The sequence below is a fragment of the Streptomyces sp. NPDC004610 genome (genome assembly GCF_040609715.1).
Lineage (GTDB): Bacteria > Actinomycetota > Actinomycetes > Streptomycetales > Streptomycetaceae > Streptomyces.
Map to the genome: position 1 here is coordinate 16,176 of NZ_JBEXLA010000027.1, position 16,202 is coordinate 32,377.

At 71.3% G+C, this 16,202-nt stretch carries 13 protein-coding genes; 9 read left to right on the forward strand and 4 right to left on the reverse strand.

From position 1 onward, the window contains the following. Window positions 1–207: 207 nt before the first annotated feature. The 8 genes from ABZX40_RS27170 (at window position 208) to ABZX40_RS27205 (ending at window position 11,081) form a co-directional block, all read left to right on the forward strand. On the forward strand, window positions 208–4,080 hold the full coding sequence (locus tag ABZX40_RS27170) for a nitrate- and nitrite sensing domain-containing protein (RefSeq protein WP_355744053.1): 3,873 nt from the start codon (window positions 208–210) through the stop codon (window positions 4,078–4,080). A 9-nt stretch (window positions 4,081–4,089) separates the two neighbouring features. Continuing rightward, complete coding sequence (locus ABZX40_RS27175) at window positions 4,090–4,503, forward strand: roadblock/LC7 domain-containing protein (RefSeq protein ID WP_355744125.1); 414 nt, start codon at window positions 4,090–4,092, stop codon at window positions 4,501–4,503. Between the two features lie 111 nt (window positions 4,504–4,614). Then, on the forward strand, window positions 4,615–5,010 hold the full coding sequence (locus ABZX40_RS27180; protein ID WP_355744051.1) for a DUF742 domain-containing protein: 396 nt from the start codon (window positions 4,615–4,617) through the stop codon (window positions 5,008–5,010). Next, the gene (locus ABZX40_RS27185; RefSeq protein ID WP_355744048.1) at window positions 4,991–5,581 is read left to right on the forward strand and encodes an ATP/GTP-binding protein; all 591 of its coding nucleotides are present in this window, start codon (window positions 4,991–4,993) and stop codon (window positions 5,579–5,581) included. The genes ABZX40_RS27180 and ABZX40_RS27185 overlap by 20 nt, the downstream gene beginning before the upstream one ends. A 383-nt stretch (window positions 5,582–5,964) precedes the next feature. Then, window positions 5,965–9,423 carry a nitrate- and nitrite sensing domain-containing protein gene (locus ABZX40_RS27190; protein ID WP_355744045.1) on the forward strand — a complete coding sequence of 1,153 codons (3,459 nt, stop codon included), beginning with the start codon at window positions 5,965–5,967 and terminating at the stop codon, window positions 9,421–9,423. Between the two features lie 10 nt (window positions 9,424–9,433). After that, window positions 9,434–9,847: a roadblock/LC7 domain-containing protein gene (locus ABZX40_RS27195; RefSeq protein WP_005479603.1), complete on the forward strand. Its 414-nt coding sequence runs from the start codon at window positions 9,434–9,436 to the stop codon at window positions 9,845–9,847. Between the two features lie 99 nt (window positions 9,848–9,946). Beyond that, entirely contained in the window at window positions 9,947–10,519 is a 573-nt protein-coding gene (locus ABZX40_RS27200; RefSeq protein WP_355744042.1) for a DUF742 domain-containing protein, read from the forward strand. Further along, the gene (locus ABZX40_RS27205; protein WP_003997631.1) at window positions 10,500–11,081 is read left to right on the forward strand and encodes an ATP/GTP-binding protein; all 582 of its coding nucleotides are present in this window, start codon (window positions 10,500–10,502) and stop codon (window positions 11,079–11,081) included. Before ABZX40_RS27200 ends, ABZX40_RS27205 begins: the two co-directional genes overlap by 20 nt. A 181-nt stretch (window positions 11,082–11,262) precedes the next feature. Here the strand turns inward: ABZX40_RS27205 and ABZX40_RS27210 are convergent, their stop codons facing one another. Together ABZX40_RS27210 and ABZX40_RS27215 are read right to left on the reverse strand one after the other, a co-directional pair. After that, window positions 11,263–11,451, reverse strand: coding sequence for an acyl-CoA carboxylase subunit epsilon (locus tag ABZX40_RS27210; RefSeq protein ID WP_355744040.1), 189 nt, complete (start codon window positions 11,449–11,451; stop codon window positions 11,263–11,265). Between the two features lie 56 nt (window positions 11,452–11,507). Next, a complete protein-coding gene (locus ABZX40_RS27215) occupies window positions 11,508–13,103 on the reverse strand; it encodes an acyl-CoA carboxylase subunit beta (protein WP_355744037.1) in 1,596 nt (531 codons plus the stop codon). Window positions 13,104–13,543: 440 nt separating this feature from the next. Between ABZX40_RS27215 and ABZX40_RS27220 the strand changes: the two genes are divergently transcribed. Beyond that, window positions 13,544–14,092 carry a YceI family protein gene (locus ABZX40_RS27220; protein ID WP_355744034.1) on the forward strand — a complete coding sequence of 183 codons (549 nt, stop codon included), beginning with the start codon at window positions 13,544–13,546 and terminating at the stop codon, window positions 14,090–14,092. Between the two features lie 76 nt (window positions 14,093–14,168). Here the strand turns inward: ABZX40_RS27220 and ABZX40_RS27225 are convergent, their stop codons facing one another. Further along, entirely contained in the window at window positions 14,169–14,765 is a 597-nt protein-coding gene (locus ABZX40_RS27225; protein ID WP_355744031.1) for a YdeI/OmpD-associated family protein, read from the reverse strand. Between the two features lie 57 nt (window positions 14,766–14,822). Further along, window positions 14,823–16,187 (reverse strand): hypothetical protein, encoded by a 1,365-nt coding sequence (locus ABZX40_RS27230; RefSeq protein WP_355744029.1) that lies wholly within the window; start codon window positions 16,185–16,187, stop codon window positions 14,823–14,825. Window positions 16,188–16,202: the final 15 nt, after the last annotated feature.

The following is a 16,202-nucleotide window of genomic DNA, read 5'->3' on the forward strand; positions in this document are numbered from 1 at the left end:
CACTGTGCTGGAATTCCAGCGACCGCCGCAGGATCGAGCCGGCGCGCAGGGGGCGCGGAACGCGCGCCGAAGTGGCGGCGAGACAAGGGGGAGCCAGCGCCGGTCACTCACGACCACTCGGGGACGTAATTCAGGACGTGCCCGACCACGCCGACACCGTCCGTCCGGTCACCCGGAAGGGCGCCTGGTCCAGAGGTTGCGACGCTAGTGCAGGGACGTTTCAAGAGGGATGGCAGCGCTTCGGCGGAGCCGGAGCCGCACGGCGGGACTGGCCCTATGGCCGTCAGCTCCTCGCCCCAGCACGCCCAGAACCCAGGCCAGCCGGCATCCGCGGACGGCGCTGAGCGGGGCGGGCGCCCCGGCGCGAACCCGGCGGCGGCCGTGCCCTCCCCGCCGGTCAAGCCGCCGCAGGGGGCGAGCGGGCCGGGTCCGCGAATAGCGCTGCGCAACTGGCGCATCTCCACCCGGCTGGTGGCCCTGCTGACCCTTCCCGTGGTCGCCGCCACCACCCTGGGCGGGCTCCGTATCGAACAGTCGATGGACGACATCCAGCAGCTCGACAACATGAAGCTGCTGACGGACATGACCAAGCAGGCCACCGAGCTGGCCACCGCCCTCCAGGAGGAGCGCGACAAGTCGGCCGGTCCGCTGGCCAACGGCTCGACCTCCAGCGCGATCACGGTCAAGGGCCTCCAGGACAAGACCGACCGGGCCGTCGAGAACTTCGTCAACGCCTCCGAGGAGATCGACGCCTCCGCCCGGGACGGCAACCTCCAGGGCGTCCGCGACACCCTGGTCGGCCTGGTCGGCGAACTCGGCACCCTGGCCCGGATCCGCAACACCGCCTACGAGGCCGAGGACAACTCGACCCAGACGGTGGACGCCTACCACCGGGTGATCAGCCATCTGCTGGACCTCTCCCAGGACATGGCGGAGGCCACCAGCAACCCGGAGATGATCGCCCGCACCCGTACCCTCGCCGCCTTCTCGTCGGCCAAGGAGTACGCCTCCATCCAGCGCGCGGTGATCGCGGCGGCCCTGCCCGCCAACAAGACCACCGCGGGCGACCTCTCCGAGAACGACCGCCTCTACGCCGAATCCGCGCTGGAGAGCGAGTCCTCGGAGCTGAGCAGCTTCCGCTCCATCTACGGCGACGAGTCCGCCGCCGAACTGCTCCAGCCCATCGAAGAGGGCAACGCGATCATCGAGGCGACGGACACCTACGCCTCCCGCGCGCTGAGCAGCCGCGACGGTCTGGCCGACCGGCCCAACCGCTCGTACCAGGACTGGGTGGACGACAGCTCCACCAAGATCCAGCAGATGCGCAACATCGAGCGGCGCCTGCTGGAGGACCTGGAGCAGACCGCCCGTACGCTGCGCAGCGACTCCGAGCGCGAGGCGTACATCTCCGGTGCGCTGATCCTGCTGGTCCTCGGTGTCTCGCTGGTCGGCGCGTTCGTCGTCGCCCGGTCCATGATCCGCTCGCTGCGCCGGCTCCAGGAGACCGCCACCAAGGTCGCCCAGGATCGGCTGCCCGAGCTGGTCAAGCAGCTCTCCGAGTCGGACCCCCAGGATGTCGACACCTCCGTCGAGTCGGTCGGTGTGCACTCCCGGGACGAGATCGGCCAGGTCGCCGCGGCCTTCGACGACGTGCACCGCGAGGCGGTCCGCCTCGCCGCCGAGCAGGCGCTGCTGCGGGGCAACGTCAACGCGATGTTCACCAACCTCTCGCGCCGCTCCCAGGGCCTCATCCAGCGCCAGCTGTCGCTGATCTCCGAACTGGAGTCGCGCGAGGCCGACCCGGACCAGCTGGCCTCGCTGTTCAAGCTGGACCACCTCGCCACCCGTATGCGCCGGAACGGCGAGAACCTCCTCGTCCTCGCCGGTGAGGAGCCGGGCCGCCGCTGGACGCGTCCGGTGCCGCTGGTCGACGTGCTCCGCGCCGCCGCCTCCGAGGTGGAGCAGTACGAGCGGATCGAGCTGGCGTCCGTGCCCACCACCGAGGTGGCCGGGCGGGTCGTCAACGACCTCGTGCACCTGCTCGCCGAGCTGCTGGAGAACGCCACCTCGTTCTCCTCCCCGCAGACCAAGGTCAAGGTCACCGGTCACGCGCTGCCCGACGGGCGGGTGCTGATCGAGATCCACGACACCGGTATCGGCCTCTCCCCCGAGGACCTCGCGGCGATCAACGAGCGGCTCGCCTCGCCGCCCACCGTGGATGTCTCCGTCTCGCGCCGCATGGGTCTGTTCGTGGTCGGCCGGCTGTCCCAGCGGCACGGCATCCGGATCCAGCTGCGCCCCTCCGACTCGGGTGGTACGACCGCGCTGGTCATGCTGCCCGTCGATGTGGCCCAGGGCGGCAAGAAGCCGCAGGGCAAGCCGGGCCAGCCCGGTCAGGTCGGGGGGCCCGCGGGCGGTCCGGCCGCGGCGCAGGCCGCCGCCGGAGTGGCCGCGGCCCGTCGCCAGGGCGGCGGAGCGGTCGGCGCGGGCGCCGGTGCGCCCGGTGGGCGGCTCGCCGCCGGTCAGGGTCCGCGGGCCGCGCTGCCCGGCGACCCGGGCGGGCGTCCGGGTGGCCCCGGTGGACCGGGCGGGCCCGGCGGGCCACGTGGTCCGCAGCAGGGCCGGCCGCAGCCCGCGGGCGCGGGCGCCGGCTTCGGCGGTCAGGCTCCGGGTGCCCCGCAGGGGCTCCAGGCGGCCGGGACCGGCACGGGCCAGGACATGTTCGGCGGCGCGCGGGGTCCGGCCCTTCCGCAACGCGGTGGCGCGGGCGACGGGCAGGACCGTCCGGACCGGCAGGACCGTCAGGGGGCGCGCGGGCGTCAGCCGCAGTTGCCGCCGCGCGGCGGGCCCCGGGCCGAGCTGCCCGGCGGTAACCCGCAGCAGCGCCCGAGCTGGAGCGACGAGAACGCCCAGCCGCCGCTCTCCCCGGCCTCGCTGGACGCCCCGCGCGGCCATGACGAGCCGGACAGCGCCCGCACCTCGCGGATCCCCCGGGTGGACGACCGCCAGGGTCCGGGCTCGACCACCGAGATCCCCCGGGTGGGCTCCGGCCCGTACCCGGGGCCCACCGGCCCGTTCGCCGCCCCCGGCGGCAACGGCCCCCAGGACACCGGGCAGTTCCCGCGGCCCGGCACGAACGCCCCGCAGGACCCCGACCCGTTCGCCGCCCAGCCGGGTCAGGGCGGCGGCCGTCAGGACGGTGGCCCGTTCGTCCGCTCCGATGTCTTCGGCGCGCCCGGACAGGCCCCGGTCCCGCAGGGCTTCGACAACGGCTACGACAACGGCTCCACCGGGCAGACGCCGGTGCCGCAGGGCTATGACAGCGGCTCCACCGGGCAGTTCACGGTCCCGCAGGGGTACGACAACGGCTCCACGGGCCAGTTCCCGGTGCCGCAGGGCTACGACAACGGCTCCACCGGGCAGTTCCCGGCGCCGGGTCGTGAGGACGCCGAACGTCAGGCGCCGCCCACCGGGTACAACGGCCGGCCGAACGGACAGCAGGCCGACCCGCACGCCCCGCACCAGACCGGTCAGTTCGAGCGGCCGCAGATCCCGCAGCGGCCGGTGCGCGAGCCGGAGGCACTGCCCCCGGCCGGTCCCGGCGACGGGCGGACCCCGCTGTTCGACACGCTGGAGACGGACTGGTTCCGCGGCCAGCAGGAGCAGCAGCGGGCGGCCGGTCACGGCGGTGACACCCCGGTCGTACCGACCGCTCCCCAGCAGCCGCCCGCCGCTCCCCCGCAGCGTCCCGCGACCGCTCCGGGCGGTCCCGGTGGTCCCGGCGGTTCGTGGCGCAGCTCGCCCAACGACGAGCTGGTCCGCCGGGCCGAGCGGGTACGACAGCCCGCCGCCGGCGGAGTGACGACGTCCGGCCTTCCGCGCCGGGTGCCCCGGGCCAACCTGGTCCCGGGCACGGCTCAGCAGCAGCCGCAGCAGAGCGGTCCGCAGGTCTCGCGCGCCCCACAGGACGTGCGCGGCCGGCTGACCAACCTCCGTCGGGGCATCGCGCAGGGCCGTCAGGCCGGTGGTACCGGTCAGACGGGCAGCTTCACGAGCCCCACTCACCAGCAGGAGCGTTAGTTGAGCCCGATGAGCCAGGCGGCACAGAACCTGAACTGGTTGATCACCAACTTCGTGGACAACACCCCCGGGGTGTCCCACACCGTCGTCGTGTCCGCCGACGGTCTCCTCCTGGCTATGTCGGAGGGCTTTCCGCGGGACCGGGCCGACCAGCTGGCGGCGGTCGCGTCGGGTCTCACCTCGCTGACGGCCGGTGCGTCCCGGATCTTCGAGGGCGGCAATGTGGCACAGACCGTGGTGGAGATGGAGCGGGGTTTCCTCTTCCTCATGTCCATCTCGGACGGTTCGTCCCTCGCCGTGCTCGCGCATCCGGAGTGCGACATCGGTCTCGTCGGCTACGAGATGACTCTCCTGGTCGACCGCGCGGGGGCCGTGCTCACACCCGATCTGCGCGCCGAACTCCAAGGAAGTCTGCTTCACTGACCGGCTCTGGATCCACCCGTCTCACCACATCGACATCCGGCCGTCACACTCCCCCCACCGGCCACGTCAGATAGCACGACTGACCCACATGCTGTCCCGCCCGGAGGATTCATGACCCCGCCCACCGCTCCTCACGATCCGTACACAGAGGCGTACGGGGACGAGGGCAACGAGCCGCTGGTACGCCCGTATGCCATGACCGGCGGCCGGACCCGGCCGCGCTACCAGCTCGCCATAGAGGCGCTGATCAGCACCACGGCCGACCCGGCGGCGCTCATGGGGCTCCTTCCGGAGCACCAGCGCATCTGCCATCTGTGCCGTGAGGTGAAGTCGGTCGCCGAGGTCTCGGCGCTGCTGACCATGCCGCTGGGCGTCGCCCGGATCCTCGTCGCCGACCTCGCCGAGGCCGGTCTGGTCGCCATCCACCAGCCGGGCGGCGACGAGACCACCGGTGCGCCCGATGTGACACTGCTCGAAAGGGTGCTCAGTGGACTTCGCAAGCTCTAGCGCGGGGCCGGCGGCACCCGGCCGCTCCACCACCTCCGCGAAGATCGTGGTGGCGGGCGGCTTCGGCGTGGGCAAGACCACGTTCGTCGGCGCCGTCTCGGAGATCAACCCGCTGCGCACCGAGGCCGTCATGACGTCCGCGAGCGCCGGCATCGACGACCTCACCCACACCGGGGACAAGACGACCACCACGGTCGCCATGGACTTCGGCCGCATCACCCTCGACCAGGACCTGATCCTCTACCTGTTCGGCACCCCCGGACAGGACCGGTTCTGGTTCATGTGGGACGACCTGGTGCGCGGCGCGATCGGCGCGGTCGTGCTCGTCGACACCCGGCGCCTCGCGGACTGCTTCCCCGCCGTCGACTACTTCGAGAACAGCGGGCTGCCCTTCGTCGTGGCGCTCAACGGGTTCGACGGACAGCAGCCCTACACCCCCGACGAGGTGCGCGAAGCCCTTCAGATCGGGCCGGACACCCCGATCATCACGACCGACGCCCGGCACCGCGCGGATGCGAAGTCCGCGCTGATCACGCTGGTGGAGCACGCGCTGATGGCGCGGCTGAGGTAGCGCTCAAGTCCGACAGCGCGTACGGCAGTTGTCGTAGTCACTTCGGAGCCGGCTGTGGCCTTTGACACGGTCGGCTCCGGTGTTCATAACGTTTCGGCAGAGGAATCGGGTGGTACCGCAACGCGTCGCGTTCATGTGGTGCCGCTATGCGTACGACAGCCCCGTCTTTTGACGGGGCTCGCTCTTTATGACCGTTTTATCTAGTACTTACATCACCTGGAATCCGGGGTTCCCCATGTTTGGAGTAGTCCCGGATGACGTGCTGGAATGCCTGAACTGCCCATGGGTCGATGACGTACTTCCCGTCGACGGCGTCGATGGCACCGGGCTCTGAGACACTGCGGCACGACGAAGGTGCCGACCGCCGAGAGGTTGTTGGTCGAGTGAGGCGAAGCAACAAAGGTCCCGAGCCGCCCGCCCGGGGCAACTTCACCCCGCCGGCGCGCGGAGCGGTACCCGCCCCCGTGCCCGGCCCGGACCGGTCGGCACCTCCCGCCCGCGGCGGCGGCAGCCGGCTCTCCCCCCGCAACTGGCGGGTGCCCACCCGGCTGAACGCGATCCTCCTCATACCCGTGGCCGTCGGACTGGTCATGGGCGGCTTCCAGGTCAAGAGCTCGACCGACACCTGGCGGGAGGCCGAGGACGCCCACAAGGTGGCGCTCCTGGTCCGCGCCGCCGACGACTACGGCACCGCCCTGCTCAACGAGCGCGACCTCTCCGCCGCCGATCTGCTGACCGGCAGGGGCGAGACCGACGCCGTACGCACACTCCGCCAGGACACCGACGCCGCCAAGCAGCGGTTCGACGAAGCCGCCCAGGATCTGCCGGGCACGGCCCGCCTCGACCGCCGGATGGAGCTGTTCCGCTCCAACGAGACCAAGCTCGGCACGCTGCGGGAGCGCGCCTACACCCCCGCCATGGACCCGGTGGCCACCGAGGAGGGCTATGTCTCGGTCCAGCACTCGCTGACCGAGTTCGCCAATGAGCTGGGACTCGGCACCGGCAATGTCACCAGCTACGGCCGGACCGTCTACGCCGTCTCGCTCGCGAAGGCCGCCGCCTCGCTGGAGCGCGCGATCGGTGTGCATCTGCTGCTGCGCCCCGCCGACGAGGCGGCCGTCGCCGCCCAGCAGCGGGTCTCCCTCGCCTCCTACCGCTATCTCGAAGGCATCGCCGTCAACGAGTTCGTCTCCGGCGCCGAGACTGCCGATGTCGAGCGGCTGAACGCGGTCATGGCCGAGAAGCGCCAGGAGGTCGGCGACCGGGGCGAGGCCGTCGACGCCGGGACCTCGACCCAGGGCGGCGCCTACTCGGCGATGCCGCTCGCGGACACCATGGTCCAGGCCATCGCGGGCGGGCTGGACACGGACGCGCTGGAGCGGCGCGGGGTCACCCCCACAGCCTGGATGGGGGTCGCCACCGCCAAGTTCGAGGGCTACGACCAGATCGAGAAGGAACTCGTCGACAAGGCGGTCAACGAGGCCGCGACCCTCGCCGACAACGCCCGGCGGGACGCCTTCATCACCGGCGCCATCGTTGTCGTCGCCCTGCTCGCCGCGTTCATCCTGGCCGGCATGGTGGCCCGCCAGATGAGCCGCTCGATGCGCCAGCTGCGCAACGCCGCGTTCGGCATAGCCGAGCAGCGGCTGCCGATGCTGGTCGACCAGCTCTCGCGCACCGACCCCGGCCGGGTGGACACCCGGGTGGCGCCGATCCCGATCACCTCGACCGATGAGATAGGCGAGGTCGCCCGCGCCTTCGACCAGGTGCACCGCGAGGCGGTCCGGCTCGCCGCCGAGCAGGCGCTGCTGCGGGGCAACATCAACGCGATCTTCACCAATCTCTCGCGCCGCAACCAGTCGCTCATCGAGGGCCAGCTGACCCTGATCACCGATCTGGAGAACAACGAGGCCGACCCCGACCAGCTGGCGAACCTCTTCAAGCTGGACCATCTCGCCACCCGGATGCGCCGCAACGGCGAGAACCTGCTCGTCCTCGCGGGCGAGGAGCCCGGCCGCCGCTGGGACCAGCCGGTCCCGCTGGTCGATGTGCTGCGGGCCGCCTCCTCCGAGGTGGAGCAGTACGAGCGCATCGAACTCCAGGGCGTCCCCGAGGCCGAGATCCACGGCCGGGCCGTCACCGACCTGGTCCATCTGCTGGCCGAGCTGCTGGAGAACGCCACCACCTTCTCCTCCCCGCAGACCAGGGTGCGGGTCACCGCGACCCGGCTGCCCGACGGCCGGGTGATGATCGAGATCCATGACAAGGGCATCGGCCTGACCGCCGAGGACTTCGCGGACATCAACCACAAGCTGGCCAACCCGCCCACCGTGGACGCCGCGATCTCGCAGCGCATGGGCCTGTTCGTGGTCGGGCGGCTCTCCGACCGGCACGGCATCCGGGTCCAGCTGCGCCCCTCCGGCGAGCAGGCCGGGACCACCTCGCTGGTCATGCTCCCGGACGCCATCACCCATGGCGGTGGCGGCGAGAGCCCGCTGGAGCGCGAGGAGTTCACGGTCTCGCAGATCATCCCGGAGCAGAACTTCAGCGGCGGCGAGAGCTTCGCCCCGCAGCCCCACCAGTCCCAGCAGCCTCAGCAGCCCCTCCAGCCCCATCAGCCGCAGCCCCAGCTCACCGCGGCCGACCTGGGCTTCGACGACAGCCGCTACGGCACCGAGGTCCCCGACGACCCGCGGGATCTGGACCCGGTGGGCCGCTCCCTGATGCGCGAGGAGCGCCGGGCGTCCCTGGAGTCCCAGACCCAGCCGGAGCCGGGCACGGACCTCCCGGGCGGCCCGACCTACGACGGGTTCGGCACCGCCCAGCAGCCCCCGTCCTACGGCAGCGGCAACGGCACCGGCGCCATCGGCTACGACGCCGCCCCGGCCCAGCCCGGATACGCCGAGCCGGACGCCTTCGGCCGACCGCAGCCCGGGTACGAGGAGCAGCCGCAGCAGCAGTCGGGCTACGAGGAGCGGTACTTCGCGCCCGGCACCGAGCTGCCGCAGCACGAGGGGTACCCCGGCCAGGACGGCTACCCGGCTCAGGGCGACTATCCGACGCAGGGCGACTTCCCCACCCGGAGCGACTTCCCCGCGCAGGGCGACTATCCGACGCAGGACGGCTACCCGGCTCAGGCTCCCTATGCGGAGGAGCCGCAAGCCCCGTATGCGGAGCAGCCGCAGGGCGAGTCGGGGACCGCCGGGCAGAATGGTTACCCCGGGCCTGAAGAGCGGCCCTACCAGGACGACTGGCCCCAGCCGAACGGCTATCGGAACGGATACCCGGACCAGTTCACCCCGGAAGCGGAATCTCCGGGGGCCGCTGACGCGGGTGAGCGGGAGCGCGTAGGCTTCGAGCGTCCGGGACCGACCCCCTCCGTCGGCCATGAGCTGACCGACGCCGGGCTTCCGCGCCGCGGCTCCACCGCGAGCGGCGCGGGCGCGGGCCGCCCCGCGAACCGGGAATCGGCGGCTCCGGCGGCGAACGGAACCTCACACGCCACCGCGAACGGCACGGCCCAGGACAACGACGACTGGCGCTCGGCGAACGACGAGCGCTGGCAGCAGGCCGCGCAACTCCGCAAACCCAAGGCGGGTGGGGTCACCTCCTCCGGCCTGCCGCGGCGGGTGCCCAAGGCCAATCTGGTCGAGGGCGCCGCGGAGACGACCCCGCAGGGCGGCCCACAGGTCTCCCGCGCCCCCGAGGACGTCCGGGGCAGGCTGAGCAACCTGCGCCGGGGTGTCCAGCGGGGACGCAGCGCAGGAAGTGACAAGAGCAACGGCCAGGCCACCAGCAGCCAAAACGGTGGTCCTGACAGCACCTACAACCAGGAGCGTTAGTGTGAGCCCGATGAGCCAGGCGGCACAGAACCTGAACTGGTTGATCACCAACTTCGTGGACAACACCCCCGGGGTGTCGCACACGGTGGTGGTCTCCGCCGACGGACTCCTTCTGGCGATGTCCGAAGGCTTTCCCCGCGACCGCGCCGACCAGCTCGCGGCCGTCGCCTCCGGTCTGACCTCGCTGACCGCCGGTGCCTCACGCATCTTCGAGGGCGGCAGCGTGAATCAGACGGTGGTGGAGATGGAGCGGGGCTTCCTCTTCATCATGTCCGTCTCCGACGGGTCGTCGCTGGCGGTGCTGGCCCACCCGGAGGCGGACATCGGTCTCATCGGGTACGAGATGGCGCTGCTGGTCGACCGTGCGGGCACGGTGCTGACGCCGGATCTCCGGGCCGAGCTCCAGGGGAGCCTTCTCAACTAACAGACAACGGTGCGTTTTCGGGTCCCGTGGCCGTAAGGTTTCGGAACGCGGCTCCACAGCGATGGGTGCCCGACACAGGCACAGTCGGAGGAGGAGAAAGTGGCAACACCCCAAGGCGGTTCCTCGGGCAACTGGTCGTACGGCCCCGGTCAGGGGCACGGCGACGGGTCCGCGAACCCGTACAACTTCCCCTCCACGCCGAGCCACCGTCAGCAGCCGTACGCCCCGCAGGGCCCGGGTCCCTCGCCCTACGGCGGGGCGGGGGCGCCGCGTTTCCAGCCGGTGCAGCCGCAGCGCCGTGCCCCGGAACCGGCACCCGCCGGGACGATGAACAACCCCCTGGTGCGCCCGTACGCCATGACGGGCGGTCGCACCAGGCCGCGGTACCAGCTCGCCATCGAGGCGCTGGTGCACACCACCGCGGCTCCGCACCAGTTGCACGGGCAGTTGCCCGAGCATCAGCGGATCTGCAACCTGTGCCGGGAGATCAAGTCGGTGGCCGAGGTCTCGGCGCTGCTCTCGATCCCCCTCGGCGTGGCCAGGATCCTCGTCGCCGACTTGGCGGAGGCGGGACTGGTAGCCATCCATCAGCCCGGCGGCGACGAGAGCGCCGGCGGCCAGCCAGACGTGACACTGCTCGAAAGGGTGCTCAGTGGACTTCGCAAGCTCTAGCGGAGGGCCTTCCCGCTCCACCACCTCCGCGAAGATCGTGGTGGCGGGCGGCTTCGGCGTGGGCAAGACCACGTTCGTCGGCGCCGTCTCGGAGATCAACCCGCTGCGCACCGAGGCCGTCATGACGTCCGCGAGCGCCGGCATCGACGACCTCACCCACACCGGGGACAAGACGACCACCACGGTCGCCATGGACTTCGGCCGCATCACCCTCGACCAGGATCTAATTCTTTATCTGTTCGGTACGCCCGGACAGGACCGGTTCTGGTTCATGTGGGACGACCTGGTGCGGGGGGCGATCGGCGCGGTGGTGCTGGTCGACACCCGGCGGCTCGCGGACTGCTTCCCCGCGGTCGACTACTTCGAGAACAGCGGGCTGCCGTTCGTGATCGCGCTGAACGGGTTCGACGGGAATCAGCCGTACTCGCCCGATGAGGTGCGGGAGGCCCTTCAGATCGGGCCGGATACGCCGATCATCACGACGGACGCGCGGCATCGGGCCGATGCGAAGTCCACGCTCATCACGTTGGTCGAGCATGCGTTGATGGCTCGGTTGAGGTAGGTCGGGCTCGGCTACGGGGGGGGCCGGTTGTTGTGGTGTGCCGGGTGCGGGTGGGGTGTGGCTGGTCGCGCAGTTCCTCCCCCGGAGGGGGTACCCCCAGCGCCCCTCAAAGACAGGGCGTTGCCCCTGGTGGTGTCGGAAAAGGGCCCTTCTCCGGGTGGAGAAGGGCCCTTTCGGGTTTTCAGCGCCAGCTGTGGGGGGCTCGGAAGCCCGGTTCGCGTTCCAGGCGGCGCCAGGGGGCGCGGCGGGTGGCCGCGGGGGCGGGCTCGGGGGTGTGGGCACTCGCGCGGGCCAGCAGGATCGCCGTGAGAGCGGCGACCTCTTCGGGCTCGGCATGGCCCTTCTCGACGCGGATGTCAGGGGTGTTCATGGCTTCAGTCTCCGTGGAAGAGAGGTCCGCGGGGTTGCCGCGGCGGGTCCGCCGGGTTACTGCGGGGGATTGCCGTGCTTGCGGGAGGGCAGGTCGGCGTGCTTGGTGTGCAGCATCGCCAGGGCCTTGGCCAGTACCTCACGGGTCTCGGCGGGGTCGATGACGTCGTCGACCAGGCCGCGCTCGGCCGCGTAGTACGGATGCATGAGTTCGGACTTGTACTCCTTGACCATGCGGGCCCGCATGGCCTCGGGGTCCTCGGCGTCGGCGATCTGCCGGCGGAAGATGACATTGGCGGCACCGTCGGCGCCCATCACGGCGATCTCGTTGGTCGGCCAGGCGTAGGTGAGGTCGGCACCGATGGACTGGCTGTCCATCACGATGTAGGCCCCGCCGTACGCCTTGCGGAGGATCAGGGAGAGCCTCGGCACGGTGGCGTTGCAGTAGGCGTAGAGCAGCTTCGCTCCATGGCGGATGATTCCGCCGTGCTCCTGGTCGACGCCCGGGAGGAAGCCGGGGACATCCAGGAAGGTCACGATCGGGACATTGAAAGCGTCACACATCTGCACAAAGCGCGCAGCTTTTTCGGATGCCTCGATGTCCAGGACCCCGGCGAGCACCTGGGGTTGGTTGGCAACGATGCCGACCACCTGGCCGTCGATCCGGGCCAGCGCGCAGATGATGTTCCGCGCCCAGCGCTCATGGACCTCCAGGAACTCGCCGTCGTCGACGATCTCCTCGATCACCTTGGCCATGTCGTACGGCCGGTTGCCGTCGGCCGGGACGAGGTCCAGCAGGGTGTCGCCGCGGCGGTCCACCGGGTCGGTGGCGTCGACGCGGGGCGGGTTCTCGCGGTTGTTCTGCGGGAGGAGGGAGAGGAGGTAGCGCACCTCGGCGATGCAGGTCTCCTCGTCGTCGTAGGCGAAGTGGCAGACGCCCGAGGTCTCGGCGTGCACATCGGCGCCGCCCAGGCCGTTCTGGGTGATCTCCTCGCCGGTGACCGCCTTGACGACGTCCGGGCCGGTGATGAACATCTGCGAGGTGTCGCGGACCATGAAGACGAAGTCGGTCAGCGCCGGGCTGTAGGCCGCGCCGCCCGCGCACGGGCCGAGCATCACCGAGATCTGCGGGATGACGCCGGACGCCTTGGTGTTGCGCTGGAAGATGCCGCCGTAGCCGGCGAGGGCGGAGACGCCCTCCTGGATCCGGGCCCCGGCGCCGTCGTTCAGGGAGACCAGGGGGGCTCCGGCCGCGATGGCCATGTCCATGATCTTGTGGATCTTGGTGGCGTGGGCCTCGCCCAGGGCGCCGCCGAAGATCCGGAAGTCATGGGCGTAGACAAAGACCGTACGGCCCTCGACCGTGCCCCAGCCGGTGATGACACCGTCGGTGAACGGCTTCTTGGCCTCCAGGCCGAAGCCCTGCGCGCGGTGCCGGCGCAGCTGCTCGACCTCCTGGAAGGACCCCGGGTCCACGAGCAGCTCGATGCGCTCGCGCGCCGTCAGCTTGCCCTTGGCGTGCTGGGCGGCCGTCGCCTTCTCGCTCGGCCCGGCGACCGCCTGCGCCCGGATCTCGTGGAGCTCGGCGACGCGCCCGCGCGCGTCGGTCGGCTCACCGGTGGGCTCACCCGTCGTCTCTTCCAAAACGGTCATGTAGCGACCTTACGAAGTCCGCCAAGGAAAGCGAGCCGTCGACTCCGTACAGTCTCCGGCCCGTTTTCCTGGTACCACTGAACAGAACCTCACCGCCATGCAGGCGTTCCGACTGCTCAGACGGCGTGGCCGTTGTGGGGGTCGCACAAAGCCGTCACCCGGTCGCCACCCCGCATTCTCGTCCGCGGCATGCCGTCGCCGGAGTGATGTGCCCGGTGTCCGGGCCGTTTGTGCGGCACGCTTCCGGTGGACAAGAAGACATGCACGGGCAACCAGAAGGCAAGCACGCGCAACACCTTCGCTCTGATGTTGAAACTTGAACCGAATAGGTCTAGGGTCATCACCGCAGCGAGATTCTTGAAGATTCAACCGAAACGAACGACTGTGCGGCTGTACGGATACACGGATGTACGACCGCCCTCGACCCCAAGGAGCACGCCATGACCGACCTCTCCGCGCTGACCGGCGAGTACACCCTCGACCCGGCCCACACCACCATCGGCTTCACCGCCCGGCACGCCATGGTCACCAACGTCAAAGGCAAGTTCCTCGACTTCACCGGCAGCCTGCACCTGGACGGCTCGGACCCGGCCAAGTCCACGGCGACCATCGACGTGAAGATGGAGAGCGTGGACACCGGCAACGCCGACCGCGACGGCCATCTGAAGAGCTCGGACTTCTTCAAGATCGACGAGTTCCCGACGATGACCTTCCGCTCCACCGCGGCCGAGGCCCTCGGTGACGAGGACTACCGGATCACCGGCGATCTGTCGGTGCTCGGGGTCACCAAGCCGATCACCATCGACCTGGAGTTCAACGGCGCCGCCAAGGACCCGTTCGGCAACGAGCGCGTCGGCTTCGAGGGCAAGACCGAGATCAAGCGCTCCGAGTGGGGCCTGACCTGGAACGCCGCGCTGGAGACCGGCGGCTTCCTGGTCTCCGACAAGATCAAGCTGATCTTCGACATCTCGGCGATCAAGAACGCCTGACCACCACGGCAGCGGGCCGCCCTCCGGGGCGGCCTTCGTGTGTCACGCCCCCGTCACGCCCCTCATCACGCCCCCCTCACTCCCCCGCCTTCTCCAACCGGGCCACGTCCGTCGCCAGGCGGGTGGCGCGGCCCTGTGCCGTGCGGGTGCGGAGCAGGCCCAGGATGATCAGATAGCGGTCGGTGCGGCCCAGCGCGTCGAAGGCCGCGCGGGCGCGCGGGCTGGCGTCCAGCGCCGCCGCCAGATCGTCGGGCACGGTCGCCCTGCTCTGCGATTCGTACGCCGCGTCCCAGCGGCCGTCCGCGCGGGCCGCCGTCACCTCGGACCGGCCGCCGGAGCGCATCCGGCCCGCCGTCTCCAGTTCGGCCACCCGGCGCACATTGACCATGGACCAGTGGCTGCCGCGCCGCCGCGGGGTGATGCGCTGGAGGTAGTGGGTGGCGTCCAGGGTGCGGCGCTGGCCGGTGATCCAGCCATGGCACAGGGCCACGTCGTTGACGTCCTCCCAGGTGACCGAGGCCAGCCCCGAGTCCTTCTTGGCGACCTTCACCCACAGGCCGGGATGCGGTGCGGGATGCGCGGCGAGCCAGGCGTCGAGGGCGTCGGCGGAGGTGAAGGGGAGCGGGGTGGAGCCGTCGGGCGTGGCGGGCGTGGGCTTCGCGGTCGTCGTCATCTCCGTACCGTAGGGGGGATGTAGGACGGAAGCTGGCCTAGTGGGGCGGGGGGTGGGTCAGAAGCCGCCGCCGCCTCCGAAATCGCCGCCGCCGAAGCCGCCCCCGCCACCGAAGTCACCGCCCCCGCCGAAGTCCCCGGGGTCGAAGTCCGCGCCCGAGACATCGCCGCCCTGGTAACCGGCGGCGCCGAAGTCGCCGTAGCCGGAGCCGTAGTCGGCGGCGTAGGACGGGGTGGCCATGGCGCTGCCGAGCAGGGTGCCGACCAGCAGGCCGGGGAGCAGGCCGCCGCCGAAGTAGCCGCCCGCCCAGGGGCCGTAGGCGGGTCCGGCGTCCCAGTACGGGCGGCGTCCCGTGGGGGTGTCGACCTCGCGGACCAGCGGGGCCTCGCCGTCCGCCAGCCGGGTGCGGTCGGCCGCGCAGACCGGCACCTCGCGGGTGGCGCCGCCGGGCGGGGTCCAGGTGACCTCGGCGACCGAGGGGCCGTGGCGCGGGTCGAAGAAGCAGGGCGGGCGGCGCTCGGGCAGCGGCTGTCCGGCCCGGCGGGCGGCGAGGGAGGCGAGCGCGAAACGGCCGTCCTGGAGGGCCTGGGTCACCTCGCGCACCTGCTCGGGGCGGGTCGCGGCGGCCATCAGGGACTTGGCCTGTTCATAGGCGTCCAGGGCGTGGGTGTAGTCGGCGCGCATGGCGTCGTCGGCGCCGGGTTCGCCGGGGTGGAAGTCGAGGCGGTCGAGTTCCTCGCCGTAGGCGGTGATGTCCTCGTCGACGACCACGGCCAGCTTCTCCAGCGCGGCCCGGCGCTCCTGCTCGTGCCGGGTGCGGTTGCGGCGGAGCAGGGCGTACGCGGTGACGCCGCCCGCCGCGAGGACCCCGCCGGCGGTGATCAGACCGGTGGCGGAGACGCCTGAGCCGGTGCCGCTGCCGTCGCCCCAGCTCGCGGGGGCCGTGCCGCCGACACTGCGCAGGGCGTCGTCCACGAAGTCGTTGAGCTGGGCCTTGGCGTCGCCCGCACCCTGGGCCGCGGTGACCAGGTTGGCCACGCCCTGGCGGCTGAGCACGCTGCTGTCGGCGCGGGCGTCGAAGCGGTCGCTGAGCCGGATGCCGTAGAGGCCGGTGATGCCGGTGTCGGTGCGCAGGTTCTGGAAGAGGTTCTGGGTCGGCCGGCCGGGCGGGAGGACGGCGACGAAGACCGGCTTTCCGGCATCCTCGATCTTGTCGGCGAGGGCCTGGGCGTCGGAGGCGGCGAGGATGTCCGTCGCCGCGGGGTCGACATAGACCGGGCTCTCGCGCAGGGCCGCGGCGACGGTGGAGAGGTCGGTGTCGGCCTGTGCGCCCGGGGCGCCCAGCAGCACCGCCAGCACCGCCGCGACCGGCACGGCCAGCAGGCGTACGGCGTCCCGGACGAGCGTGCCGTTGCCCTTCATAGGTACGAAAGTACC